The organism is Caproiciproducens lactatisolvens (genome assembly GCF_052443335.1).
In the GTDB taxonomy this organism is placed as follows: Bacteria; Bacillota; Clostridia; order Oscillospirales; family Acutalibacteraceae; genus Caproiciproducens.
The window spans coordinates 2,411,031-2,435,933 of the sequence record NZ_CP195750.1 but is presented as its reverse complement, the minus strand read 5'-3'; the positions used below and the strand labels follow the sequence as shown (position 1 = coordinate 2,435,933).

The 24,903-nt window shown below is 53.2% G+C and carries 29 protein-coding genes; 18 read left to right on the top strand and 11 right to left on the bottom strand.

The genetic code is table 11. From position 1 onward, the window contains the following. Positions 1 to 2 precede the first annotated feature (2 nt). From metK to thpR, 10 genes are all read left to right on the top strand, one after another. Positions 3 to 1,205, top strand: a complete 1,203-nt coding sequence (gene metK / locus ACRQV7_RS11875; protein WP_444658304.1) for a methionine adenosyltransferase — start codon at positions 3 to 5, stop codon at positions 1,203 to 1,205. Between the two features lie 152 nt (positions 1,206 to 1,357). Further along, the gene (locus ACRQV7_RS11870; RefSeq protein WP_444660273.1) at positions 1,358 to 2,014 is read left to right on the top strand and encodes a phosphate propanoyltransferase; all 657 of its coding nucleotides are present in this window, start codon (positions 1,358 to 1,360) and stop codon (positions 2,012 to 2,014) included. Between the two features lie 61 nt (positions 2,015 to 2,075). Then, positions 2,076 to 3,527: an aldehyde dehydrogenase family protein gene (locus tag ACRQV7_RS11865; protein WP_444658303.1), complete on the top strand. Its 1,452-nt coding sequence runs from the start codon at positions 2,076 to 2,078 to the stop codon at positions 3,525 to 3,527. Positions 3,528 to 3,749: 222 nt separating this feature from the next. Continuing rightward, positions 3,750 to 4,571 carry an ethanolamine utilization protein EutJ gene (eutJ, locus tag ACRQV7_RS11860; protein ID WP_444658302.1) on the top strand — a complete coding sequence of 274 codons (822 nt, stop codon included), beginning with the start codon at positions 3,750 to 3,752 and terminating at the stop codon, positions 4,569 to 4,571. A gap of 15 nt (positions 4,572 to 4,586) precedes the next feature. After that, the gene (locus ACRQV7_RS11855; RefSeq protein WP_444658301.1) at positions 4,587 to 5,243 is read left to right on the top strand and encodes a hypothetical protein; all 657 of its coding nucleotides are present in this window, start codon (positions 4,587 to 4,589) and stop codon (positions 5,241 to 5,243) included. A gap of 122 nt (positions 5,244 to 5,365) precedes the next feature. Then, complete coding sequence (locus ACRQV7_RS11850; RefSeq protein ID WP_444658300.1) at positions 5,366 to 6,721, top strand: 4Fe-4S dicluster domain-containing protein; 1,356 nt, start codon at positions 5,366 to 5,368, stop codon at positions 6,719 to 6,721. A gap of 5 nt (positions 6,722 to 6,726) precedes the next feature. Continuing rightward, positions 6,727 to 7,266 (top strand): BMC domain-containing protein, encoded by a 540-nt coding sequence (locus ACRQV7_RS11845; RefSeq protein ID WP_444658299.1) that lies wholly within the window; start codon positions 6,727 to 6,729, stop codon positions 7,264 to 7,266. 408 nt (positions 7,267 to 7,674) lie between these two features. Continuing rightward, entirely contained in the window at positions 7,675 to 9,426 is a 1,752-nt protein-coding gene (locus tag ACRQV7_RS11840; protein ID WP_444658298.1) for a cache domain-containing protein, read from the top strand. 207 nt (positions 9,427 to 9,633) lie between these two features. Continuing rightward, positions 9,634 to 9,915: a DUF503 domain-containing protein gene (locus tag ACRQV7_RS11835; protein ID WP_275715466.1), complete on the top strand. Its 282-nt coding sequence runs from the start codon at positions 9,634 to 9,636 to the stop codon at positions 9,913 to 9,915. A 5-nt stretch (positions 9,916 to 9,920) separates the two neighbouring features. Further along, a complete protein-coding gene (gene thpR / locus ACRQV7_RS11830; protein WP_444658297.1) occupies positions 9,921 to 10,454 on the top strand; it encodes an RNA 2',3'-cyclic phosphodiesterase in 534 nt (177 codons plus the stop codon). Between the two features lie 13 nt (positions 10,455 to 10,467). Here the strand turns inward: thpR and ACRQV7_RS11825 are convergent, their stop codons facing one another. From ACRQV7_RS11825 to ACRQV7_RS11800, 6 genes are all read right to left on the bottom strand, one after another. Continuing rightward, the gene (locus ACRQV7_RS11825; RefSeq protein WP_444658296.1) at positions 10,468 to 11,739 is read right to left on the bottom strand and encodes an Nramp family divalent metal transporter; all 1,272 of its coding nucleotides are present in this window, start codon (positions 11,737 to 11,739) and stop codon (positions 10,468 to 10,470) included. A gap of 69 nt (positions 11,740 to 11,808) precedes the next feature. Then, a complete protein-coding gene (locus tag ACRQV7_RS11820) occupies positions 11,809 to 12,210 on the bottom strand; it encodes a metal-dependent transcriptional regulator (RefSeq protein WP_042082127.1) in 402 nt (133 codons plus the stop codon). A 96-nt stretch (positions 12,211 to 12,306) separates the two neighbouring features. Continuing rightward, on the bottom strand, positions 12,307 to 12,465 hold the full coding sequence (locus ACRQV7_RS11815) for a FeoB-associated Cys-rich membrane protein (RefSeq protein WP_275715473.1): 159 nt from the start codon (positions 12,463 to 12,465) through the stop codon (positions 12,307 to 12,309). Between the two features lie 13 nt (positions 12,466 to 12,478). Continuing rightward, on the bottom strand, positions 12,479 to 14,614 hold the full coding sequence (gene feoB, locus ACRQV7_RS11810; RefSeq protein ID WP_444658295.1) for a ferrous iron transport protein B: 2,136 nt from the start codon (positions 14,612 to 14,614) through the stop codon (positions 12,479 to 12,481). A 71-nt stretch (positions 14,615 to 14,685) separates the two neighbouring features. Next, entirely contained in the window at positions 14,686 to 14,904 is a 219-nt protein-coding gene (locus ACRQV7_RS11805) for a FeoA family protein (protein ID WP_038325394.1), read from the bottom strand. Between the two features lie 51 nt (positions 14,905 to 14,955). After that, entirely contained in the window at positions 14,956 to 15,168 is a 213-nt protein-coding gene (locus ACRQV7_RS11800; protein WP_038325393.1) for a FeoA family protein, read from the bottom strand. A 391-nt stretch (positions 15,169 to 15,559) separates the two neighbouring features. Between ACRQV7_RS11800 and ACRQV7_RS11795 the strand changes: the two genes are divergently transcribed. The 4 genes from ACRQV7_RS11795 to ACRQV7_RS11780 all read left to right on the top strand — a co-directional run bounded on the left by ACRQV7_RS11795 (position 15,560) and on the right by ACRQV7_RS11780 (position 17,383). After that, positions 15,560 to 16,123 carry a DUF3793 family protein gene (locus ACRQV7_RS11795; protein ID WP_444658294.1) on the top strand — a complete coding sequence of 188 codons (564 nt, stop codon included), beginning with the start codon at positions 15,560 to 15,562 and terminating at the stop codon, positions 16,121 to 16,123. Between the two features lie 81 nt (positions 16,124 to 16,204). Next, positions 16,205 to 16,633: a flavodoxin gene (locus ACRQV7_RS11790; RefSeq protein ID WP_444658293.1), complete on the top strand. Its 429-nt coding sequence runs from the start codon at positions 16,205 to 16,207 to the stop codon at positions 16,631 to 16,633. 187 nt (positions 16,634 to 16,820) lie between these two features. Further along, positions 16,821 to 17,027: a YwbE family protein gene (locus tag ACRQV7_RS11785; RefSeq protein WP_275715486.1), complete on the top strand. Its 207-nt coding sequence runs from the start codon at positions 16,821 to 16,823 to the stop codon at positions 17,025 to 17,027. Between the two features lie 5 nt (positions 17,028 to 17,032). Then, positions 17,033 to 17,383, top strand: coding sequence for an arsenate reductase family protein (locus ACRQV7_RS11780; RefSeq protein WP_444658292.1), 351 nt, complete (start codon positions 17,033 to 17,035; stop codon positions 17,381 to 17,383). A 175-nt stretch (positions 17,384 to 17,558) separates the two neighbouring features. Here ACRQV7_RS11780 and ACRQV7_RS11775 read toward each other — a convergent pair whose 3' ends face one another. The 4 genes from ACRQV7_RS11775 to ACRQV7_RS11760 form a co-directional block, all read right to left on the bottom strand. After that, the gene (locus ACRQV7_RS11775; protein WP_444658291.1) at positions 17,559 to 18,746 is read right to left on the bottom strand and encodes a YgeY family selenium metabolism-linked hydrolase; all 1,188 of its coding nucleotides are present in this window, start codon (positions 18,744 to 18,746) and stop codon (positions 17,559 to 17,561) included. 52 nt (positions 18,747 to 18,798) lie between these two features. Further along, positions 18,799 to 19,527, bottom strand: a complete 729-nt coding sequence (locus ACRQV7_RS11770) for an amino acid ABC transporter ATP-binding protein (RefSeq protein ID WP_275715492.1) — start codon at positions 19,525 to 19,527, stop codon at positions 18,799 to 18,801. Continuing rightward, positions 19,508 to 20,176 (bottom strand): amino acid ABC transporter permease, encoded by a 669-nt coding sequence (locus tag ACRQV7_RS11765; protein WP_275715494.1) that lies wholly within the window; start codon positions 20,174 to 20,176, stop codon positions 19,508 to 19,510. Before ACRQV7_RS11765 ends, ACRQV7_RS11770 begins: the two co-directional genes overlap by 20 nt. A gap of 80 nt (positions 20,177 to 20,256) precedes the next feature. Beyond that, on the bottom strand, positions 20,257 to 21,078 hold the full coding sequence (locus tag ACRQV7_RS11760; RefSeq protein WP_444658290.1) for a transporter substrate-binding domain-containing protein: 822 nt from the start codon (positions 21,076 to 21,078) through the stop codon (positions 20,257 to 20,259). A gap of 378 nt (positions 21,079 to 21,456) precedes the next feature. Here ACRQV7_RS11760 and ACRQV7_RS11755 point away from each other — a divergent pair, with 378 nt between their 5' ends. The 4 genes from ACRQV7_RS11755 (at position 21,457) to ACRQV7_RS11740 (ending at position 24,559) form a co-directional block, all read left to right on the top strand. After that, entirely contained in the window at positions 21,457 to 22,512 is a 1,056-nt protein-coding gene (locus ACRQV7_RS11755; RefSeq protein ID WP_444658289.1) for an alanine/ornithine racemase family PLP-dependent enzyme, read from the top strand. Positions 22,513 to 22,762: 250 nt separating this feature from the next. Further along, positions 22,763 to 23,230: a methylated-DNA--[protein]-cysteine S-methyltransferase gene (locus ACRQV7_RS11750; RefSeq protein WP_444658288.1), complete on the top strand. Its 468-nt coding sequence runs from the start codon at positions 22,763 to 22,765 to the stop codon at positions 23,228 to 23,230. 81 nt (positions 23,231 to 23,311) lie between these two features. Continuing rightward, positions 23,312 to 23,917: an HDIG domain-containing metalloprotein gene (locus ACRQV7_RS11745; protein WP_444658287.1), complete on the top strand. Its 606-nt coding sequence runs from the start codon at positions 23,312 to 23,314 to the stop codon at positions 23,915 to 23,917. A gap of 183 nt (positions 23,918 to 24,100) precedes the next feature. Further along, positions 24,101 to 24,559: a hypothetical protein gene (locus ACRQV7_RS11740; RefSeq protein ID WP_444658286.1), complete on the top strand. Its 459-nt coding sequence runs from the start codon at positions 24,101 to 24,103 to the stop codon at positions 24,557 to 24,559. An 83-nt stretch (positions 24,560 to 24,642) separates the two neighbouring features. Here the strand turns inward: ACRQV7_RS11740 and ACRQV7_RS11735 are convergent, their stop codons facing one another. Further along, positions 24,643 to 24,900: a (2Fe-2S) ferredoxin domain-containing protein gene (locus tag ACRQV7_RS11735; RefSeq protein ID WP_444660271.1), complete on the bottom strand. Its 258-nt coding sequence runs from the start codon at positions 24,898 to 24,900 to the stop codon at positions 24,643 to 24,645. Between the last annotated feature and the right edge of the window lie 3 nt (positions 24,901 to 24,903).

The window sequence follows — 24,903 nt, the reverse complement described above, 5'->3', positions numbered from 1 at the left end:
GAATGGATGAGTATTTGGTAACATCGGAATCTGTCACGGAAGGGCATCCGGACAAAATATGCGATCAGATTTCAGATGGGATATTGGATGCGTATCTGGCGGAGGACCCGGAGTCCCGGGTAGCCGTGGAGACCATGATTTCACCCGGCACGATTATGATTGCGGGCGAGGTAACGTCCGAAGCAAAGGTGGACGTTCCCGGCGTCGCAAGGGAAATTGTGAAAAAGATCGGCTACACGCGTGCCTGTACCGGCTTTGACTGCCAAAACGCCGTCATTCTGACCAACATTACTTCCCAGTCGCCGGATATCGCCCGGGGAGTGGATTCTTCACGGACTGCAGACTCCTGCGGAAAAAAAGTTTTCGGCGCGGGGGATCAGGGGATGATGTACGGCTACGCGTGCGACGAAACGGAGCACTACATGCCGGTAACCATCGATCTGGCGCACCGGCTGGTCATGAAGCTTGCGCAGGTCCGAAAGGACGGAACCGTTCCTTGGCTGTACCCGGACGGGAAAAGCCAGGTGACCATGAAATACAGTGCAAAGGGGGAGCCCCTCTGCCTTACCGGGATTGTCGTGTCCGCGCAGCATGAGGCGGACGTCGGCCATGAAACCGTCTACAACACCATTTTACATAAAGTCATCCAAAGCGAGGTAGACCCCAAATGGATGAACAGCGAGACCAAAATCTACATTAATCAGACCGGCCGCTTCGTCATCGGCGGCCCGGCGGCGGACGTAGGGCTGACCGGCCGCAAGATCATGGTCGACACCTACGGTGGGGTCGGCAAGCACGGCGGCGGCGCCTTTTCCGGGAAGGACCCGACAAAGGTGGACCGTTCGGCGGCCTATATGGCCCGCTACGCGGCGAAAAACATCGTCGCGGCAAAGCTGGCCAGAAGATGCGAAGTGGCGCTGGCCTACGCGATCGGCATGGCCGATCCCGTTGCCGTCACCATCAACACGTTCGGTACGGAGCGGATCAAGAAGAAATATATTGATTCCGCAGTCGAGGAGACTTTCTCCTTTTCCGTAGCCGATATTTTGGAGCAGCTGAAGCTCCGGAAACCGCAGTTTTTAAAGACCGCGGCGTACGGGCATTTTGGCCGGGAGGACCAGGATTTCCAGTGGGAAAAGCTTGACAAAGTGCAGCAGCTGCAGGAAAAAGCAATTCAATCGGCCGCAAGGCTGATTTGTAATTGACCGAAGAGTCGATTTCTATTTTTGTAAACAATCTTTCCAAAGGAGGCTTCCCCTATGAGGAAATACGTTCCGCCCAACCAAATCAATCGAAGTCCGGCAGACCGGGATTGAACAGGAACCGGCAGATCAAGCAGAAGGTGGCTGATACAGAGATGCAAACGGATGTCCTTGAAACAATTGCAAAACTGGTCGTTGAAAAGATTCAGAATCTGGAAAACTGTAAAATTCCGGTCGGCGTGTCAAACCGCCATGTGCATCTGAACCAAAGCGATCTGGAAAAATTATTCGGTCCGGGTTACCAGCTGACGCATATGAAAACGCTGAAACAGCCCGGTCAGTTTGCGGCAAAGGAAACGGTCAATATCCGCGGACCGAAAGGTGAATTTCAGAATGTGCGTATTTTAGGGCCCCTGAGAAAAGAGAGCCAGGTAGAAATTTCCCTGGCCGACGGGTTCCGTCTGGGGGTCAGGGCCCCGATCCGGGAATCGGGCAGGCTGGACCATACGCCGGGACTGGAGCTGATTGGGCCGAAAGGGAGCATTACGCTGCCCTGCGGCACCATTGTGGCGCTCAGGCACGTTCATATGACCCCCGAGCAGGCGGCGAAAATGGGCGTAAAGGATAAGGAGATCGTGGAAGTGGAGACCTGCGGGGAGCGCAGATGCGTTCTTGGAAATGTCCTTGTGCGGGTTTCCGAGAAATCCTCGCTGGAAATGCATGTGGATTTGGATGAGGCAAACGCGTGCGCGTTAAAGAATGACGACTTCGTCATTCTGCGGAAGATCAAAGCGCCGGACCCTCGCGCATAAGCGGATGGAGCAGGGCAGATGTCCTATATTGTGCTATTGATGAATAAGGGGTGGAAAATCGATGGATATAGATGCGAATTTAATTGAAAAAATGGTCAAACAGGTACTGAACGAAATGAACGCGGGCAAAACGGAAACAACCGCCGCTCCCGAAATAAAAAAGGAAGAAAAAGGCGGTTCCTACGGGATTTTCAATACCATGGAAGAGGCGATCGACGCCTGTGACGCCGCCCAGAAGCAGTACTTGTTCTGTTCCATGGCCGAAAGGCAGAAATATGTCCAGACTCTGCGGGACGTGGTTCTGAAACAGGAGAATCTGGAGCTGATCTCCCGGCTGGCCGTGGAAGAAACCGGAATGGGAAATTACCCCCACAAATTGATCAAAAACAGGCTGGCCGCGGAAAAATCACCCGGCATTGAGGATTTGGAAACAACGGCCCTGTCCGGAGACGACGGCCTTACCCTCGTGGAATATTGCCCGTTCGGGGTCATCGGCGCAATTACGCCCGCGACCAACCCGACGGAAACCATTATCTGCAATTCCATAGGGATGCTTGCGGCGGGAAATTCGATTGTGTTCAGCCCGCACCCGAGGGCAAAGGATGTTACCATCAGGCTGGTCACCATGATCAACAGGGCGCTGGAAGAAGCCGGCGCGCCGAAGAACCTGATCGTTACCGTCATGGAGCCATCCATTGAAAATACCAACGTCATGATGAAGCATCCGAAAATCAGGATGCTGGTCGCGACGGGCGGCCCGGGAATCGTCAAGCTCGTCATGTCCACCGGGAAAAAGGCCATCGGCGCCGGCGCGGGAAATCCGCCCGTCGTGGTCGACGAAACCGCGGACATCAAAAAGGCGGCAATCGATATCGTCAACGGCTGCAGCTTTGACAACAACCTCCCCTGCATCGCGGAGAAAGAGGTCATTGCGGTCGATCAGATCACCGACGAGCTGATCCGCAACATGAGAGAAAACGGCGCCTATCAGCTTACCGATCCCGCCGTGATCCAAAAACTTGCCGATCTGGTCAGAAAGGAGGGCGGCGGGCCCAAAACATCCTTTGTCGGCAAGAGCGCCGCTTATATCCTGGATAAAATCGGGATTCAGGCCGGGCCGGAGGTCAAGGTCATCATCATGGAAACACCGAAGGACCATCCGTTCGTGATGGAGGAGCTGATGATGCCGATTCTGCCGGTCGTCCGGACGAGAAACGTAGACGAAGCGATCGACCTTGCCCTCATCGCGGAAAGAGGCAACCGCCACACCGCCATGATGCACTCCAAAAATGTCGATAAGCTGACCAAGATGGCAAAGCTTTTGCAGACCACCATCTTTGTCAAGAACGCCCCGTCCTACGCGGGCATCGGAGTGGGCGGCGAGGGCCACACCACCTTTACCATCGCGGGGCCGACCGGCGAGGGCCTGACCAGCGCGAAATCCTTCTGCAGAAAACGCAGATGTGTTTTGTCGGACGCGTTCCACATCAGGGATTTTTCCAAAGGATTATAAATGACAACCCAACACGGAATTTAAAATATGCTGAAGCGGGATTAGTCTCACCGGCAAACAAATCACAGATAGAATCCGTTGGGGGCCGCGGCGTTCGGTTAGGCTGCGGCCCCCAACCGCAAAGGAAACCTGTTCCGCTGCGTGATGTTGATTGTTTCAGGAGTCTGACCGGCAAGAGCGTTTTAAATGAGAAGCATGAAAAAGCGGAAAGGCGGCCTGTATATGATGGATTTAGACAGAGTGGACAGCTATATGGCGCGGGTGGAGGAGTCCGAGACCAAAACCTTTCAGCCTATCGGCAATAAACTGAAGGTCGGCGTCGACCTCGGTACCGCGTACATCGTCCTCGTCGTTCTGGACGAAGAAAACAATCCTGTCGCGTGTGAAAAAAAGGCGGCGCGCGTCCTGAGGGACGGCGTTGTCGTGGATTATCTCGGAGCGCAGCGCATCGTCAAGGAGCTGAAAGCGAAGCTCGAGGAACGTCTGGGCAGGGAGCTTGCCCACTGCGCGATCGCCATGCCCGCGGGGACCCAGTCCAGCACCAAAACCCACATTTATGTGGCGGAGGGCGCGGGGCTGGAAGTGGTCAATGTACTGGATGAGCCGACGGCGGCAAATTCCGTTTTTCAGATCAGCGACGGCGTTGTCGTGGATATCGGCGGCGGGACGACCGGGCTTGCCATCTTCAAGGACGGCAAGGTGGCCGACATCGAGGACGAACCGACGGGGGGAACCCATCTGACGCTGGTTCTGGCGGGGAATATGCACATTCCCTTTGAAGAAGCCGAGCAGATCAAGCTGGATTACGCCCGCCACCGTGAAATTTTTCCGGTGATCAAGGCCGTTCTTGAAAAAATGGCGGCGATTGTCAACAAGTACATTAAAAAAGACGATACACAGGCAATCTACCTCTGCGGAGGGACCTGCTGCATGACGGATATTGAAAAGGTGTTTGAGAAGGAAACGGGAATTCAGACGATCAAACCCCATTATCCGTTCCTGATTACTCCGGCGGGCATCGCGATGAATTGCGAAAGCAGGTAGAAGATAGGAGGAGCTATGGACATTCAGGGGGGAAACCATACAAAGCCCGGCCTTCTGGTATTGACGCAGAAGCATGACCAAAGCACCGGATGCCACCGGATGCTGGAGAGCGGCCGGCTGACGGCCCGCTACCGGACGGAGTGCGCCCTGAAGGGCGAATACGGCTGTACTGTGGACGAATTTTCGGCGGTCGTTCTTTTCAACCTGACGAACGATATGCTGGTCCGGGTCGCCGGCGGAACGGAGGACACCCCGTACTCGAAAGCGGCGGTTCAGGCCATTTTGAAGGGGAAAACCGTCTTCGCGGTTGAGGAAGAAGTCGAGCTGTTCGATTATAAGAGAACGGCCCCGGCGGTTTACTACAACATGATGCTGGAGAAGGTCAATTTCCTGAAAGAATCCGGCGTGATCTTCTGCCCGCTGAGTCAGCTGGAAGACAGCGTGCTGGGCGAAACGACGGACGCGGTGCCCGTCGTCGAGGCGCCTGCCGTGCCGCCGGGTCCGCGGCGGAAACGGCCGGGCGGAACAGGACGGGAAATTGTGACGGCAAGGGATTTGGCCCTGCTGAACAACGACAATATCCTTGTCATGCGGGTGGCGGCCGACAGCATCATTTCTTCCGAGGCCTGGGACTATGCCCGGGTCAACGGGATGCAGATTATTCGGGAATAACGAAAGCGTCAGGCTGTCAATAAATCGCGCAACCGCAAAATTGCAAACAATTTTGCTTATGCCTGACAAGTTTTTCGATACCCTTAACAAGCCTGGAATGTTTTATTTAGGACGGTGATACCATGAATCTGACAGAAGCGATTAAGGACGCCGGCGTCGTCGGAGCGGGCGGAGCGGGCTTTCCCACCCATGTGAAGCTTTCGGCAAAAGCGGACTGTTTTATCATCAACGCCGCCGAGTGCGAGCCGCTGATCGAGACGGACAAATATATCTCCCGTACTTATCCCGACAGGATTGTCGAGGCCGCGCAGGCCGTTTCCGCCCATCTGGGCGCAAAGCGTACGGTGATTGCCCTGAAAAGAAAATATACGGCGGAGATCACCGCGCTCAGGGGCGCGATTGAAAAAGCGGGAGCGCCGGTCGAGCTGTTTGAAATGCCCGCTTTTTATCCTGCCGGAGACGAGCAGGTGATGGTGCAGCTAATCTGCGGAAAATCCGTCCCGGAACGGGGGATTCCCCTCGATGTGGGAGCGGTCGTGGACAATGTGGGCACGATGCTCAATATTTACGACGCATTGCAGGGCAGGCCGGTAACGGACAAATATCTGTCCGTTGTGGGGGAGGTCAGGGAACCGATCCTTCTCCATGTGCCGGTGGGGACTCCTGTAACCGAATGCATTGACAAAGCAAAGCCGACCGTTTCCGATTACGACATCATTCTGGGCGGGCCCATGATGGGGAAGGTGTTTACGGACCCCGTCCGGATAAAAGAGCTGAGCGTTACCAAGACGACGGGAAATATCATCGTCCTGCCGAAGGATCATTATCTGATCCGCCGGGCGACCATGCCGCTCCACCGCATCCGGCTGCAGGCAAAAAGCGCGTGCGTCCAGTGCAGGATGTGCACGAGCCTTTGCCCCCGGAATCTGATCGGCCACAACATGAAGCCGCATCTTGTCATGCGCAGTCTGTTCCGGGAGCCTTTTATCACCGATAACGAGGAATATAAGAAAGCCTTCGGAACGGCGATGAACTGCTCGGAATGCGGCATCTGCGAGATGTTTTCCTGCCCCATGGGGCTGTCTCCCCGGAAGGTGAATATTTATCTGAAGGGCCAGCTCAGGGAACGCGGCATCAAGGTGGAACAGAACAGGAATCCCGTTCCCAGCGAGGCCGCCCGGTACGGTCAGGTGCCTACCGGCAGGCTGGCGGCCCGGCTGAATATTATGGACTATTACCGGCTTCATGCAAAGGAGTGCCGTGAGCTTGCTCCGGAAAGGGTGTTCATTCCTTTCCAGCAGCATATCGGCAAACCGGCTGCTCCGGTCAAACAGGTCAATGACCGCGTCACAAAGGGCGAACTGCTGGCTGCGGCGGCGCAGGGCGGATTGTCCGCGAACATCCACGCGAGCATTGACGGTGTGATAGAAAAAATCGACGGGACCGGCGCGGTCATCCGTCGGAGCAGGGAGGAGTGAGCAGCATGAGCAAGGCAATCGGTATGATTGAATTTTCCAGTATTGCCAGAGGAATTGAAACAAGCGATTATATGATCAAGGCCGCGAACGTGGACCTGCTGAAAGCGTCCACCGTGTGCCCCGGCAAGTATATTGTGCTGATCGGCGGGACGACCGGGGATGTCAAGGTTTCCATGTCCGTGGGGGAGAAGTATGCCGGAGAGTATCTGGTGGATACCCTGCTGATTCCGAACATCCACTCTCAGCTGATTCCCGCGATCTGCCTGACGAACCAGGTGGAAAATCCGGGGGCGGTCGGCGTGCTGGAATTCTATTCCATCGCTTCGGCGGTAACGGCCGGGGATGTGGCGGCAAAAGCGGCGAACGTTACGCTGGTCGAAATCAAGATCGGCTATTCCATCGGCGGAAAAGGCGTGGTCGTCCTGACCGGAGACGTGGGGGCCGTGCGCACCGCCGTGGAGGCGGCAAAAAAGCAGTGTGAGCTTCTGGTGCAGACAACGGTGATTCCGAAACCGTCTCCCAAGCTTTACGAAACGCTGCTCTGATTTCCAATCGTTCCGTTTCCTTTCCATTCGCAGTATCAACAGATACATCCTTTTTTTAATCTTTCAGGCTTGAATCCATATTTGTGCCCGAGGACACAGAAAGAAGTCCGTACTGGAAAGATTGGCCACGCCAGAAGGCTTGGCTGATCTGCAGTACGGGCTTCTTTTTTTGTGAAAATTGTAAAAATTTCACATTAATATTCTTGCAATTTAACAACGGCGAAAGCGCTTTATGCTATCATATAGAAAATAATGGCAATTTGTTTGTTCAAAAGGTGGATTTATTCGATCAGTTTAAGCAACTCAAAAATAATGCAGGCAATACGTCCTGACGGCAATGGAAAGGTGTCTGGGAAGTGCTTTTTAATTGCTGTAGATCCACGAAATGACTGAAAAGGGGATTTCAAAATGACAAAAAAGCGTTCGCTGCACCTGAAAGGAAAATTGGTTCTGTTTATTGGAGGGCTGCTGCTTAGTTTGGTCGTTGTGCTGTCCGGCATTTCCTATCTCTGCATGGACCGGGCGTTCGATCTTTCCATCGCCGCCACCAAGCAGGCGTATGACAAGGAAATCAAGGTCGCGGTTGAAAACATCATCAGCGCTCTGGACGCGAATTATAAAAGCTATCAGGACGGGAAAATCACGGAGCAGCAGGCGCTTGACAACGCAAGGGGAATTGTCCGGGATACCCGCTATAACAACGGGGAAGGGTATTTCTGGGCGGACGAGGCCAACGGACTGTGCGCGGTGCATATGAACAAGGAATATGAAGGCACCATGCGCTATGACGCCAAGGACTTGGCGGGTAATTATTACATACGGAACGTGATTGCCGCGGGCGATAAGGATGGCGGCGGATATACCGAGTTTTATTTTACCAAGCCCGGGGAGAAGGGCACTTTTCAGAAGCGTGCCTTTACCCAAAAATTTGAACCCTACGGCTGGTATATCAGCACGGGAAATTATTATGATGATATCAACAAGGCGGTGGCCAGCCAAAACCAGCAGAAAATGTGGTCCCTTTTCATTCTGCTTCTGGTCAGCGCGGCCCTTGCCGTTTTCGGTATGCTGCTGATGTACCGGTGGGCGGAGAGAATCACGAAACCGATTCAGAATGTTACCAATCGGCTGCACGGTCTTTCTTTAGGCGACGTTCAGTCTCCGCCTTCGCCGGTCGTCATGACGCAGGACGAAACAGGCGTGCTGACCCAGGCGACGGAACAGCTGATCGTCATGATGCGCAGTATTGTTCAGGACATTACCGACCATTTGCTCAGAATCGCCCAGGGGGACGTCACCTCTGCCGTCGAGCAGGAATATATCGGGGATTTCATACCGATCAAAGAGTCCCTGCAGACCATCTATACCTCTTTGAACCGGACGCTGTCAACGATGAACGAATCCTCTCAGCAGGTGAAATCCGGGGCGGATCAGGTATCCTACGCTTCCCAGGCGCTGGCTTCGGGCGCGTCGGAACAGGCCGCCACCATTGAGGAGCTGTCCCAGTCCATCGCCAATGTGTCCGAACAGGTGAATCACAACGCAGCCAGCGTCGGCCAGGCGACGGATTACGTCGTTCAGACGGTTTCCAGTATTGAGGAAAGCAACCATCACATGGGACAGATGCTCTCTGCTATGAACGAGATGAAGGTGTCCTCGGACCAGATCGGCCAGATCATCAAGGCTATTGAGGATATTTCTTCCCAGACGAACATTCTGGCGCTCAACGCGGCAATTGAGGCGGCGCGCGCGGGGGAAGCCGGGAAAGGGTTTGCCGTTGTCGCCGATGAGGTCCGCGTTCTGGCCGCAAAATCCGCCGAGGCGGCAAAGCAGACATCCTTGCTGATCAACGCTTCAATCCAGGCGGTGGCGGACGCCTCCCAGACCGCCGAAAATACCGCGGCGGAGCTGAGCCGGGTGACCGAAACCTCCGAACAGGTCAAAATTTCCATTGAAGAGATCGACAAAGCTTCTCAGGAACAGGCGGCGGCAATCGCTCAGATCACCCAGGGCATCGAACAGATTTCCGCGGTGGTACAGACAAACGCCGCGACCGCGCAGGAAAGCTCCGCTTCCAGTGAGGAGCTTTCCGCTCAGGCGGCGATCCTTCACGATGAGGTCGGCCGGTTTCAGCTGGCGGATGAGACGTCCGATTTATAAAGGACAGTAAAAGCAGTCTGGCAGTTTGTCTACAACCTGAGGGGCCGGTTCCCATGAAACCGGCCCCTTTTCATGCGTATTTGGCATTCCGTTTACTTTCCGGGATAAGGCGGGTATAATAAAAAGAAAAGCATGCGCCGCTCTACAGCGGCACACGTACGGCAGAATGGCTTTTCAGTTTCAGTTTGATCAAGAGGAGGACGGCAGATGCTGATAGGGACGGCACAGATTACGCTTTACGCGCCGTGGGTGCATTCGCTGAAAGAAAAGCGCATGGTGGTAAACAGCCTTCTGGCAAAAGTGCGGAATCAGTTCCATGCGTCCGCCGCCGAAATCGACTGTCAGGACGTCCACCAGACGATCGTCATCGGCATCGCCTGTGTGGCGGGGACCGCCGCGCTGGCGGACAGCGTGATCGACCATGCGGTGAATTTCATTGAAAGCAGCACCGAGGCGGAAATCACCGATGTGCTCAAAGAAATCAGGTGAACAAAATGCGTCTTTTTATAGCGGTTAATTTTCAGAACGAAGTGAAGGACAGCCTGTGCGGCTGTATCGAAAGGCTGAAAGAAAACTCGGTACGGGGAAATTTCACCCGGCGTGAAAACCTGCACCTGACTCTAACTTTCCTTGGCGAGACCCCGCGGGCCGATTCGGCAAAGCAGGCGATGGACGCGGCTGCCGGGGTGCCTTTTGAGCTGAGGATCGGGGGCTTTGGGCACTTTCGCGGCGGCGGGGACATTTATTGGGTCGGCGTTGAGCACAGCGCCGCGCTCACGGCCCTTCAGGCAAGCCTGTGTACGGAGCTGCGCAGGAAAGGATTTTCCCTTGAAACGCGCGAATTCAAACCGCATCTGACCCTTGGCCGTGAGGTTTCGCTTGTTCCGGGCTTTGACCGGGAAGCGTTTGCGCGGGCAATTCCTCCCATGCATATGCGGGTGGAAAAGATCAGCCTGATGAAGTCGGAACGGCTGAACGGGCGGCTCACCTATACGGAGATTTACGTAAAGCAGTTGGAAAATAGGTGAAGTCCCGCAGGCTTTACAGGAGCGTGTCTATCAGCAGATAGATATTCAGGCCGGTTACCGCGATTCCGACCGCCCAGAGCATCGCGTTGTGGAGCGGCGTGTTTTTGTATTCGCCCATCACCTTCCGGGAGGAAGTCAGGTACAGCTGCAGGAAAATGGTGATGGGAAGCTGAATGCTCAGCAGCATCTGGGAAATGAGAAGGCCGTTGAACGGGTCGCTGATGAACAGAATGGCCGCCATGGCGGCAATCAGGGTCCCCAGTACGCCGATGCGGGTGTGCCTGTCGCTGATGCTGTAGGGCTCGCCAAACATGCCCGCCAGAATGCTGCCGCCGGTCATTCCGGCGGTAATCGACGAGGAGAATCCGGCGAAAAGCAGGGCTACGGCGAAGATGACGGCGGAAGCGTTTCCGATCAGCGGCGTCAGCAGCGTGTGCGCCTGGGAAAGCTCGTCCACCGGGATGTGCTGCTGAAAAAAGGTGGCGGCCGCAAGCAGGATCATCGCGCTGTTGATGGCCCAGCCCACGATCATGGAGAAAAGGGTATCCGTAAATTCGTATTTCAACTGTTTTTCCAAAACAGCTTTGTCTTCCAGATTAAATTGCCTGCTCTGAATGACTTCCGAGTGCAGAAACAGGTTGTGCGGCATTACCACCGCGCCCAGCACGCTCATAATGATAAACGCGGAGTTTTCCGGGAAAACAGGCGTCACCCATCCCGCGGCCGCCGCGCCCCAGTCGATTTTCACCATGGTCAGCTCGTACAGAAAGGACAGCCCGATCACGGAAACAAATCCGATGATGATCTTTTCAATCTTCTTATAGGAGTTGCTGAAAAGCATTGCCGTGACCGCCGCGAAAACAATCAGGGAACCGGCCTTCACCGGGATATGGAACAGCATATTCAGCGCGATGGCCCCGCCGAGCAGCTCCGCAAGGGCGGTGGAGGCGCAGGCCAGAAGCGCGGTAATCAGCACGGGAACGCTGATTTTTTTATGCAGGTGCCGGGTGGCCGCCTCCGCAAGACAGTCGCCGGTTACAATTCCCAGATGGGCGACATTGTGCTGAAGAAGAATCAGCATAATTGTGGAAAGCGTGATTACCCAGAGCAGGCCGTAGCCGAAATCCGACCCGGCAGCGATATTGGTCGCCCAGTTGCCCGGATCGATAAAGCCCACCGTCACCAGAAGCCCGGGCCCTATGTATTTAAACAGGCTGAGTGAAATGTCCGGCCGTTTATGGTCCTTTGCAAAGAGCTGACTGATTTTTTGTTTGACTGCATTCATGAAAAGCGCACCCCAGATTCTGTCATTTTTACAATACAAATAACAGTATATCTGAAAATGGCGTTTTTATCAATCCCCGGAAAATGGGCTGGACTTTTTTTTGACTGCAGCGGTCAGCGTGACGCCGGATATTTTATCAATACTTTCTTCCGAGAGATCGCACAGGGAGAATATCGCGTCCCGGCGTGCGTTTTCCGGGGAAACCTGAAGAGTTTCGGAAAAAAAGGCGTACAGCAGCAGATAACGGGTATACAGCTCGTTCGCGATTCGGACTCCGCGCGCGGTGAAACGCACGGTCCCGTAATATTCTTTATCAATCAGCCCTTCCAAAGCAATGGCTTTCAGCATTTTGGAGGCGCTGGGACATTTAATTCCGAGGGAGCGCGCAATGTCTTTGCAGTGGACCTCGCGGCCGTCGAATCCCAGCTCGTAGATTGCAAACAGATATCGTTTTTTGCAGGAAGAAAACATTTTTACTCTCCTTATTCTACCTATTTACTTTCATGGATCAACTCTGTTCAATAAATTTATAAAAAAAGCGCAGGTTTCAAACCTGCGCTTTTCCTATCAGGCCCTGTGACTTTCGTCCGTCCCGGCGCAGTGGTCGCAGTGACCGCCGCACCCGGAACATCCGACACATTTTCCGGCCTTGTGCGCTTTGTAAGTGTACCGCGCGGACGCGGCGAGAGCCGCGAAAAGAATAACCGAAATAATGAATGTTGCCATAAAAACGCCTCCTTTAGGCTGCGCGCGCTCCTTTCAGGGAATGAGCGCTTGTTGGTTTATAGCTGCGGAACAGAAGATAGAGAAGACCGATAGAGAGGAGAGTGGCAACGGCTGTTCCGACACCGAAGCCGCCGCCCATAAACAGGGTGCCAAACTGGTAAACAATCAGGGACAGGATATAGGCAAACACACACTGATACCCAACGGAGAACAGCGTCCATTTTGCGGAGCCCAGCTCGGTCTTGGCCGCGCCGATCGCCGCAAAGCACGGAGCGCAGAGAAGGTTGAACATCAGGAAGGTATAAGCGGAAAGCTGGGTAAAGGAGCTCTGCAGGTTGGTCCAAACCTCCGCGCCGTCTTCCGCCACTTCTGCGAAGCCGTACAGAATACCAAAGGTACCCACAACGTTTTCTTTCGCGATCAGGCCGGTAACGGTAGCAACGGCGGGTTTCCACTGCCCCCAGCCGAGAGGTGCAAAGATCGGAGCGATCACACGTCCGAGGGAAGCCAGAATGGATTCTTCGATATCGACCATCTGAAGGTTCCACCCAAAGGTGCTGAGGAACCAGACGCCAAACGTAGCGAGCAGAATGACGGTCCCCGCTTTTTTGACGAACGCCTTGCCGCGGTCAAGCATATGAATCAGAACCGTCTTGGCACCCGGAATGTGGTATGCGGGCAGTTCCATGACAAAGGGCGCCGGATCACCGGCAAACAGCTTGGTCTTTTTCAGGATGATTCCCGAAATGATAATCGCCGCAATACCAAGGAAATAAGCGGAGGGACCGACCCAGGGCGACTCAGGGAACAACGCGCCGGCAATCAGCGCAATCACGGGCAGCTTGGCGCTGCACGGAATAAAGGTGGTTGTAATAATGGTCATCCGACGGTCTTTTTCACTTTCAATGGTACGGGTCGCCATAATGCCGGGCACGCCGCATCCGGTGCCGATCAGGATGGGGATAAAGGACTTGCCGGACAGGCCGAAGCGCCGGAAGATCCGGTCCATAATAAAGGCGATACGAGCCATATAGCCGCAGTCCTCTACGATTGCGAGGCAGAGGAAAAGCACCAGCATCTGTGGTAAGAATCCCAACACAGCGCCGACACCGGCTACAATGCCGTCCAGAATCAGCGAACTGAGCCATTCAGCGGCGCCGACGGAAGTTAAAAAGCCACCGACTGCATTCGGTACGATATCACCGAACAGAACGTCGTTGACCCAATCCGAACCCATGGTTCCGACAGTTGAAATGGAGATGTAGTAGACCAGGAACATTACCACGGCAAAGATGGGAAGTGCCAGCCACCGGTTCGTAACGATCCGGTCGATTCTGTCCGATGTCGTCATTCCGGCATGTTTCTTGTGCAGACATTTGGCAACTAATTTGCCGATGTAATTATAGCGCTCATTGGTAATGATGCTTTCAGAGTCGTCATCCGCCTCTTTTTCACTGGCGGCAATAACTTCTTCGATCTTATCCTGTACCTCTTTTGTAAAATGGAGCTGCTCCAGAACCTTGGAATCTCTTTCAAAAAGTTTTACCGCGTACCAGCGGGAAAAGTCGGCGGGAATAAAGCTTTTGCTCAGCTCTCCGACTTCTGAGATTGCCTTTTCGACCGATTCGCCGAAAGAGTGCTGGGGAACGGTCCGGGCCTTCGCTTTTGCCATTTCATAAGCTCTTTCCGCGACCTCTTTGGAACCGGTTCCCTTTACCGCAGAGGTTTCCACCACTTCGCAGCCGAGCGCTTCGCTCAGCTTTTTGGTGTCGATCTTATCGCCGTTTTTCTTTACCACGTCGATCATGTTCAGCGCGATGATCACGGGGATGCCAATTTCCACAAGCTGTGTGGTCAGGTACAGGTTGCGCTCTATATTGGAACCGTCAACCAGATTGATAATCACATCCGGATGCTCGTTGATCAGAAAATTTCTGGTAACAACCTCTTCCAGCGTATACGGGGAAAGAGAGTAAATACCGGGAAGGTCAACAATGGTAACATCCTTGTGCCCCTTCAGTTTTCCTTCTTTCTTTTCCACGGTTACGCCTGGCCAGTTGCCAACGTACTGCGAACTGCCTGTCAGGTCATTGAACATTGTCGTCTTGCCGCAGTTGGGGTTGCCGGCAAGCGCTATTTTAATAGACATTGTGCGTACCTCCTTCATAATAGTTAGCCACAGCTAACTTATCGCCATAAAAATTTGGCCTCGCCGTACGGCTACGCCACTTCGATGTTCTGCGCATCTGCTTTCCGAATGGACAATTCGTAATTTCTGACGGTAATTTCCACCGGATCGCCTAAAGGAGCTACTTTCCGCACATAAATCTGTACGCCCTTCGTGATTCCCATATCCATAATCCTGCGCTTGATTGCTCCGCCGCCGCTTAAGGCGGTAACCGTTACGGTAGTACCGCATTTCGCATCTTTCAGTGTCATTCTGTTTCCCTCCTGTCAATTTTGCATATGAAATGAAGACCATCGGGCCTTCTATGCCACCATAATCCTGTTTGCCATGCTCTTGCTGATTGCAATGCGGGTATCCTTTACATTTACGATCATGTTGCCGCCGATTTCCGATACAACGGTAACATTGCCTCCGACAACAAAACCCAGACTTTCCAGAAAACGCCTGGTTTCGTCTTTGCCGTGAATTTCATGGATAATACTTTGTACACCGGACTGTGCCATTGTGAGCGGCATAATGAATCCTCCTTTTTATCAAAACAACAAGGGAATAATTTTTGGTAGTTAGCATACACTAACTATTTATAATTTACTCCGCAATCGGGGATTTGTCAATACTTAGAGCCAAGAAAGAGAATAAAAGCCTCAATTTTATGAAATTTGTTTAACAATACAAAAAATCAGGGTGTGGAACTGTGCAAGATGGAAAAATGCAGAATGGATTGCTCCGATAGCTCCGTTCCGCATATAATCAGAAAGCGGTATCAGCTTTCGATTGCCAATGGCTTGAATGCTGAAAATTTTAGCCAAAGATAACATGAAGAAAAACAGTTGACAAAGCGAAAAACGCATGTTATGATGTTTTCAGTTAGCGGACGCTAACCAAAACAAAAAACGAGGTTCCATCATGACAAACCGCCAACTGGATTCTATGCTTGCGTTTCACTGTTCGCCAACGCTGGCCGGAATAAAATCAGCAAGTCTGTTTACCGTAAAGAGAAAAGACAGTGATGGGCTGCTAAATTTGCTTTCGGAATACAATCGGTGTCTGGAACGGGCTGACGTCAGGCTGGAAGTGCTGTGCGAATGTGAAACGCACTTTTTGGTGCTGGTTTACCGCAGCAGTCTCCTTTGGCCGGAACTGCAGAACCCACGGGTCCGCCGCTTTTTGGAAGCGTACGGATACACGGATTGGACGGAGCTGGCCGCGGTTCTGAGCCGACTGAAATCCCGTTGCCGGGAATGTTGTTTTCCCCATGAAATCGGCCTGTTTCTGAGTTACCCTCTGGACGATGTGATCGGTTTCATTGAGCACGGAGGAAAGAACTGCAAAATGTGCGGATACTGGAAGGTTTATTCGGACGAAGAGGCCGCGAGCGAGCGTTTCAGAAGGTATACGCTGTGCAGAGACGATTTTTACCGGCGTGTGCAGAGCGGAGTATCCCTTTTGGCCTTGTTTCATGCCGCATAATTCTTCAGAAGCGGAGAGGATTCCCACGCGAACCTGCCGCTTGTCCCTGATTTTGCCGCGCGGAGAAAGATCGGTTGACTTATGAGTAATGTTTACATTGTTTATTGGAGCGGTACCGGAAATACGGAGACCATGGCGAATCTGATCGCCGAGGGCGTACAGCAGGCGGGCGGCCAGGCAGAAGTCACTGCGGTTTCGGACGCTGACCGTGCAAAAATCGAATCCAGCTCCGTGATCGCCTTCGGATGCCCCGCGATGGGGGACGAGGTTCTGGAAGAATCCGAATTCGAACCCTTTTTCACGGAAATTGAGAGCGGGCTCAAGGACAAAAACGTTGCCCTGTTCGGCTCCTACGGCTGGGGCGACGGCGCGTGGATGCGCGAATGGCAGGACCGCGTACAGGCGGCGGGGGCCAGACTGGCAGACGACGGCCTGATCGTACAGTCCACGCCGGACGCGGACGGGGAGACACAGTGCAGAGAGCTTGGGAAAAGCCTCGCATCCCTTTAATTTACTCATTCCTTCATTTGAATCCATATAGAACATACAGCAAAACGGCGTACCTGCTTTTCGGCGGTGCGCTGTTTTGTTGTTTATCGCACGGCGGGACTTGTGCCGGGGCTTATCAAAGGGTATACTAAGAACTATGAAAAACGGATATCCGCGGCAGCGGGCATTCTGAAAAGCGGGTGAAGACATGGACGGAAAAATCAGGGCCAATATCAAGATCGGCGCGCTGGTGGACATTGTGCTGAAAAAGGACCAGCCCACGGGGAAGCTGACCCGCGGTCACGTCAAGCGGATTCTGACCAACAGCCCCACGCACCCCCACGGCATCAAGGTGATGCTGGAGGAGGACGATCTGGTGGGACGGGTACAGAAAATCATAGAAGAACAGGAGTGAAAGCCATGCGTTTATTTGTATGCTATCCCAAATGCACGACCTGCCAGAAGGCGAAAAGATGGCTGCAGGAAAACGGCATTGCGTATGAGGAACGGAATATCAGGGAGCAGAACCCTACCGCGGAGGAATTAAAGGAATGGCGCCGGAAGAGCGGGCTGGAGCTGAAAAAGTTCTTTAACACCAGCGGCCTGCTCTATAAGTCCTTGGGCCTTTCCAAAAAGCTGCCCTCCATGAGCGAGGAGGAGCAGTTCGCCCTGCTGGCCACGGACGGAATGCTGGTGAAGCGGCCGATTCTGGTGGATGGCGATACCGTGCTGGTGGGTTTCAGGGAAACGCAGTGGGAGATTTTAAAATAAAACAAAAGGTTCAAAAGGAAGATCGTAACAGCACAGAATACCGTGCGCTCCAAGAGGAAAGGAATGTCAGTCCGGCCCTCTCAGGGGGCAGAAAAGCGAAACCGCCCGGAAATTTCCGGGCGGTTTCGCCTGCCGCGGGTCAATCTGTTAAAAGAAAGTCCCGGGCGGGGATCTGTTAAGTTGAAAGTAGGGCGTTGATTGCGCCGGTGTAGCATTCCACCGCTTTTTGCAATTGATCGATTTCAATAGATTCGTTGATGGTATGGGCCAGCGATTCCAGCGAGGGTCCCAGACCGATGGTTTTGATTCCGGCTTCCCCGGCGTAGTGGCTGCCGTTGGTGCAGAACTGATACTGCGTGATTTCCGGCTGAAAGCCCATGCGCCGAAGCTCCCTGACAACGTTCTGAACAAAGGGCTCCTCCCGTGCGAACAGCCAGCCGGGGAAAAAGCGCTCGCCGCTGATTGCCGCGCCGGTATAGCATTCTTCCTTCCCTTGAGCGTAGGAGACCCGCGCCCTCAGGGCAGGATCCCTGCCCATTTCCTCTTCCAGCAAGGTTTGCAGGGGAGCCAGTACGCTTTCCTGGGTTTCCCCCACCAGAAGCCTTCTGTCGTAAGTCGCGCAACAGTATTCCGGCACCACCGAGGCGCCGGGGTAGGGGGTGGACTTGATATCCGTCAGCTCTAGAATTCCTTTCCCCAGGACCTCCTGCTCGGGCGGGGGAAGACGGCGGATCCGGTCGATCAGGCCGCAGATCCGGTAAACCGCGTTTACACCCTTTTCCGGGTTCGCGGAGTGGGCGGGGACGCCGAAGGTTTCCAGTCTGATTTCCGCTCGGCCCCGCTGGCCGATTTTTACGTTCAGGTTGGAAGCTTCCCCGATGACCACATAGTCCGGTTCGACCAGGGAACTGACGGAACGCGCCGCCACCCCCTCGAAGCACTCCTCGTGCACGACCCCGGCAACGTACAGCTCACCCGCGAAATCTCTGCCGCTGCTCCGGGCGAAATTGCTCGCCGCGCACGCCATGGCGGCGACCGCGCCCTTCATATCCGACGCGCCGCGTCCGTAGATTTTGCCGCCGCGGATTTCCGCGCCGAACGGGTCGCTGTCCCACGCGGAAGGGTCGGTGACCGCAACGGTGTCGATATGTCCGTCGAACAGAATTCTGTTGCCGGGCCTGTTTCCTTTGATGCAGCCGATGACATTGCCGTAGGAATCCGTCTGGACGCTGTCAAAGCCCTTCGCTTTCAAAAAAATTTTCAGCACCTGCGCGGCGGAAGATTCTTCGCCGGAGTAGCTTTTTTCGCGGATCAGGCTTTGGCACAATGCGATGACTTCCTGCTTCTGCTCCTGTGTCAGCATCGGTTTTCCTATCCTTTCCTTATATCATTTTTTCCTGATGAAGGATCGGAAGCTACGCGCTGAGCACCTTGGCGAGGAAGTCCCTGCACCGGTCGTTCTTGGGCGCCGTAAAGATTTCCTTTGCGGAGCCCTGTTCCACAATGTAGCCGCCGTCCATAAAAATCACGCGGTCGGCCACGTCGCGGGCAAAGTTCATTTCATGGGTTACGATCACCATGGTCATGCCCTCCTGCGCGAGGTTCTTCATGACCTTGAGCACTTCATCGACCATTTCCGGGTCAAGCGCGGAGGTCGGCTCGTCAAACAGCATGATTTTCGGGTTCATCTGCAGCGCGCGGGCAATCGCCGCTCTCTGCTTCTGCCCGCCGGAAAGCATCTGGGGATAGACGTCCTTTTTATCCTCCAGCCCGACCTTCTTCAGAAGGGCCAGGGCTTTCTCCTCGGCTTCCTTCCGGTTCATTTTTTTCAGCTCCAGCGGGGCAAGCAGCATGTTTCCCAGCACGGTGTAATTGGGGAAAAGGTTGAACGACTGGAAAACCATGCCGATGTTCTCTCTCAGCCTGTTGATGTTTTTGGTGTGGGTAACGTCCTCGCCCAGCACGGCCACGCTTCCGGCCTGAATATCCTCCAACCGGTTCAGGCAGCGGAGCAGCGTGCTTTTTCCGGAACCGGACGGGCCGATGATGCAGAGCACCTCGCCTTCGTCCACAGTCAGGGAAATGTCGCGTAAAACCTGCAGCTTTCCAAAGCTTTTCCTGATTTTATTCGCCTCGATTATCATAACTCAGCTTCCTTTCCATCTTTTTTGAAATCATGGTCAGAATCGTAATAAAGATAAAATACATGATGGCTACGATCGCGTATACCTCGAACGGGCGGTAATTGTTCGCAATGATGATCTGTCCGCTCAGGGTGAGCTCCCTCACACTGACGACGGAAAGAATAGAGGTGTCCTTTATGGTGGTAATGAACTGATTCATGATGGACGGAATCATGATCTTTACCGCCTGCGGCAGGATTACCCGCTTCATCGCCTTGAAATAGTTCAAACCAAGGCTCCGGGCCGCTTCCATCTGGCCGAAATCGATCGCCTGGATACCCGCGCGGAAAATCTCCGCCATATACGCGCCCGCGTTGATGGTCAGCGCAATAACGGCGGCAACCATGGGGTCAAAGCGGATCTGCAGCGCGGCGCCGACGCCGAAATACAGAAACAGGCCGAGAATCATCAGCGGAATCCCGCGAATGACGTAAATATAGGTAGTGGAAATGGCCTTCAGCAAGCGGAATCTGCTGATGCTGAAAATGCACATAATCAGTCCGACAATTGACGCGAAAAACAGGGACAAAATTGCCATGATAATGGTGATCCGCAGCCCGCTCAAAAGGCTGGGCAGCGATTCCTGCAATATCTTCAAAAACAAATCCAAACTCCATACCTCCTATAATCTGCCCCATGGAAAACGCAGCGGCCCGCGCTTGCGCGGGCTGCCGCTTTATTTTGCTCTTTTTATAAGTACTGGTTGACGATTTTGTCGTATGTTCCGTTTTCCTTTACCTTTTTCAGGCCTTCGTTAAACATTTTCAGCAGGTCCTGATTCTTGCCTTTATCTACGGCAAAGGCGTCGTACGGGGCTTCGCCAATGGACTCGACCGCTACCTTCAGCTTGGAACCGGCGTTGATCTTGATGGAATAGGAAATAACCGGGAAGTCTTCCACCAGAAAGTCCGCGTTTTTGTTTTCCACGGCCTGGAACATGGAGGGGGAGTCGTCGTAAACGTTGACCTTCAGGCCGTATTTGTCCTTGTTTTCTTCGGCAAACGAAGCGCCCGTGGTGCCCTTCTTAACGGCGGCGGTTTTGCCCTTCAGATCGTCCAGGGACTTGATGCTGTCGTCGTCCTTGTTCACAACGATGGAGGAACCCGCCTGAATATATCCGTCGGAGAAGTCGACGGATTCTTTTCTTTTTTCGGTGATGTTCATTCCGGCGATCGAACCGTCGATCTGACCGGCCTTGATCGCGGGGATGATGCCGCTGAAATCCATCGGCTTCAGTTCATACTGGAAACCCTCCGCTTTCGCAATGGCGTCCAGCAGTTCCACGTCGATTCCCTTGTATTTGCCGTCTTCTTCAAAGGAAAAGGGAGCGTATTTTGCGTCGCACGCAATCAGATATACTTTTGAACTGGCGGCCGACGCAGCGGATGAGCCCGCATCCGTTGATGCGGCGGGAGCGGCGGAACTGGCTGCGGTGCCGGAGCTGCAGCCCGCAAACACAGTGGCCGCCATCAGCACCCCCGTCAGCATCCCCGCGATGATTTTCTTCTTCATAGCCTTCAATCCTCTCAATCAAATACTTTTTAATCCGGTGTGGGTAAAACAAAAAAAGAGGCCCGCTGCCGAAGCAGTGAACCTCTTTGTTCGTATGCCCACCATTATACCCGACGAAACGGCCCGCGTCAATATGCAAGCTCACCTAAGTTTCAAAAATCAATTCGCTTTTTCTTGTCGTTTGCTATAATCTTTTTGGATTATAATTGGAGGATTGAAAATAGAAACTTGCAAAAACGTTCCAACTATAAATAAATTGTCCCGAAAAACGGGTTGACAATGCAGGAATCAGGATTTATAATTCATAATAATAGCAAGGGCGCTGTGGATTTTATCATCCGCGGCGTCCTTTTTTTACCAGGTTTGAGGGTGTGCAATATGTATCCGAAAGTGTCCGTAGACACAAAAAAACTGCTGAAAAATGTCAGAACCGTCCGTGCGCTGTGTGACCGGCACCATATCCGGGTCACAGCGGTTACCAAAATGTTCGGTGGAGATCCGCGCCTGGCACAGGTCTTTCTGGACGGGGGAATCCGCATGCTGGGGGATGCCCGTATCCAGAACCTGGAGCGGATGGAACAGCTGAAAGCGGAAAAATGGCTGATCCGCATCCCCATGCTGAGCGAAGCGGCCGACGTGGTGCGCTGCGCCGATGTGTCGCTGAATTCGGAGCTTCTAACCGTGCGGGCCCTGCAGAAAGAAGCCAAAAAGCAGAACAGGGTCCATAAAATCATATTGATGGCGGATCTGGGAGATATCCGCGAAGGGTATGTGGAGGATGACCAGCTGATGCGCACGGCGGACGAGATCCTGAAAATGGATTCCCTGCTGCTTTATGGAGTGGGAACCAACCTGACCTGTTTTTCCTTTGTACAGCCGGATACCGAAAAGCTGGAGCATCTGGAGCTTTTAAGCAGGGCGATGGTGGCTGCCGGGGGAAGCGGCATTGTCAGCGGCGGAAATTCCGCGACAATCGACCTGATGCTGCACGACGGCATTCCGCGGGGGGTCAACAACCTGCGTCTGGGCGAGGCGCTGCTTTTCGGCAGGGAGCGGGCGCATTACCAATATCTGGATCATACCTGTTCGGACGTGTTCATCCTGCAGGCGGAAATTGTGGAAATCAAGGACAAGCCGTCCCAGCCCTGGGGAGAAATCGGCGTGAATTCCTATGGGAAGAGGCCCGCTTTCGTCGATCGGGGTGTGCGCACCAGGGCCATCTGTGCGATAGGACGTCAGGATGTGGATACCGGCACCATGGAACCGCTGGACCCCGGGGTGATCCTGCTCGGCGCCAGTTCGGACCATTTGATCCTGGATGTGAGCGACAGCCGCCGCGCCTATCGTGTCGGCGGTATCGTCGAGTTTAAGCTGGGATATTTCGCGGCTATGCGCGCTTTTAATTCCCGGTATGTACAGAAGGAGTATCATTAGACTCCAGCCGCATTCCTTTCCTCCTTTTCTGCTAAATACAGCGTTTCCAGTTGATTCTGAAACAAGGCTGCGTTCCTCCCCCGCCTTCGGCGGGGGAGGAACGCGTTTTATCCCGCAAACTGAAAGGAAATTGTTATAGTAGTTTTCTGAAAGATGAATTTTATTCTTATACAGAAAATATATAAAAGCAATATTATGTAAAATAAGGATAAATTCAGGAACGGCAGTCATAATAGGAAGGATGAGCGCGGTGAAAAATTTATTTTTTTATGACACGGATATCGGGCGGATCGCGATCGCCGAAGACGGTACGGGGATTACCGACCTTTGTTTTGAGGGAGCCGCCGTCCCCCGCGGCGCTGCCGTGAGGGAAACGGAGCTGCTGAAGCAGGCGGCAAAAGAGGTGCGGGAATATCTGGCAGGGAGCAGAACGGAATTTACCGTCGCGCTGTCTCCGTCGGGAACGGAGTTCCAGCGGAAGGTGTGGCACTGCCTGTGCGGTATCCCTTACGGAGAAACCCGCAGCTATAAGGAAATTGCCGAAAGCGCCGGCAGCCCGAAGGGATTCCGCGCGGTGGGAATGGCGAACAACAGAAATCCGATTCCGATCCTCATTCCCTGCCACCGTGTCATCGGCGCGGACGGGTCGCTTGTTGGGTACGGCGGGGGCGTGGACATCAAGGTACGGCTTCTGGCTCTGGAAAAACAGGCGCGCTGAAGAAAACTTCGTGACCGTAGCCTGCGTGTACGGCAGGCTGCAAACGGATGACACAAAACGCCGGAAAAGTCGGGGAAGAAAATGAGTATCAAACAGAATTTATTTGAATCGATGGAACAGCATCTGCTTGCGGATGAAAAGCCTTCGCTGTATTTTGAGGAGCTGGACAAAACCGCCGCTCTGCGGGAGGCCCCTTTTGCCATGCTGCACGACCTGAAAAACGCCGAGCAGTCGCCGCAGCATCATCCGGAGGGGAACGTCTGGAATCACACCATGCTGGTGGTGGACGAGGCCGCGAAGATGAAGGGGAAAAGCAGCGACGCGAGGGCCTTTATGTGGGCGGCGCTGCTGCATGACGTCGGCAAACCGGGCACGACCAGAATCCGCAGGGGAAAGATCACTTCCTACGACCATGACAAGCTGGGCGCAAGAATGACTGCTGAGTTTCTAAAGCAGTTCAGCGGGGACGAAGCATTCATTGAGAAAGTGACCGCCCTTGTGCGCTGGCACATGCAGCTTTTGTTTGTGGTAAACGGCCTTCCTTTCGCGGATGCGGAGCAAATGAAAAGGCAGACCTCCGTCCGGGATGTGGCGCTGCTGGGCCTTTGCGACCGGCTGGGGAGGCTGAACGCGGACAGGGAAAAGGAAGAGGAAAACGTCCGTATTTTTCTTGAGAAAACCAGATAAAAAAGTGCTGCAAAACATTTTTGAAAAAGCGGGACAGTCATGCCGAACGGTGTGACCGTCCCGCTTTTTCACTTGTCTTACAGACTGCGGTATTTTCAGATACGGAAACATATTTACAGGATATTGTTACTGTGCTATGCTGGTATCAGTAATCAGAACCTGATACTTTTAAGGAGGAGTTTCATGGAAGATATCAAAGCGCAATATCCCGTCAGAAACAAAGTGGTAAACATCGTGGCGTATGTTTTTGCGTTTTTTGCGGCGATATCGGTTGGGTATTCTATTTACGTCCTGATAAACAAGCAATCTTTTGAAATGTATTTCATCATTGAGCCTGTATTTGTTTCTTTTTACATATTGAAACCATTCAATTTTTTAAGTATTTCCTATCTTGTCATGTGGATGTTATGGAAACGCTTGCCGGATATCAATCAATTGCACATTACTAAAAAAGCAATAAGAATTTTGCTTCTGCTTTTCAGCCTCTTTGTGATTGCCTTCTATTTTTTTAGCATTTTGGCGTTAAGTTTTGGTTTTATAACAATTCCGGTTTTGCTCCATAATCTAACAATTGCTCTTTCGAGGGCCAGTTATATTTTTGCTCCCGTTGGCGTCCTTCTGTTCTTTGGGCTCAAATCATAAATGAAAATTCTGATGATCTTATTTCTCAAAACAAAAAAGGAAGTCCGCAGAATGCTTTTTCTGCGGACTTTTTTTTATGGAGATCAATTCTGCGGTTTCAGAACCGCAAGCACATTTTCCTGAAAGAATTTTTTGGCGGTGGTGCCGGTAACGCTTTGCACTTCTCCGGAGTCGATTTTTACGCAGACTCCCTGATGAGTGCAGTGCCCCATGCAAAAGGCCGCTTTGATTTTCACGCTGTCGTGCAGACTGTACTTTTCGATCATCTGCTGAAACGCGGCGATCACGTTATAGCTGCCCTCCAGGTGGCATGCTGTTCCAATACAGACACTGATAACCATTCC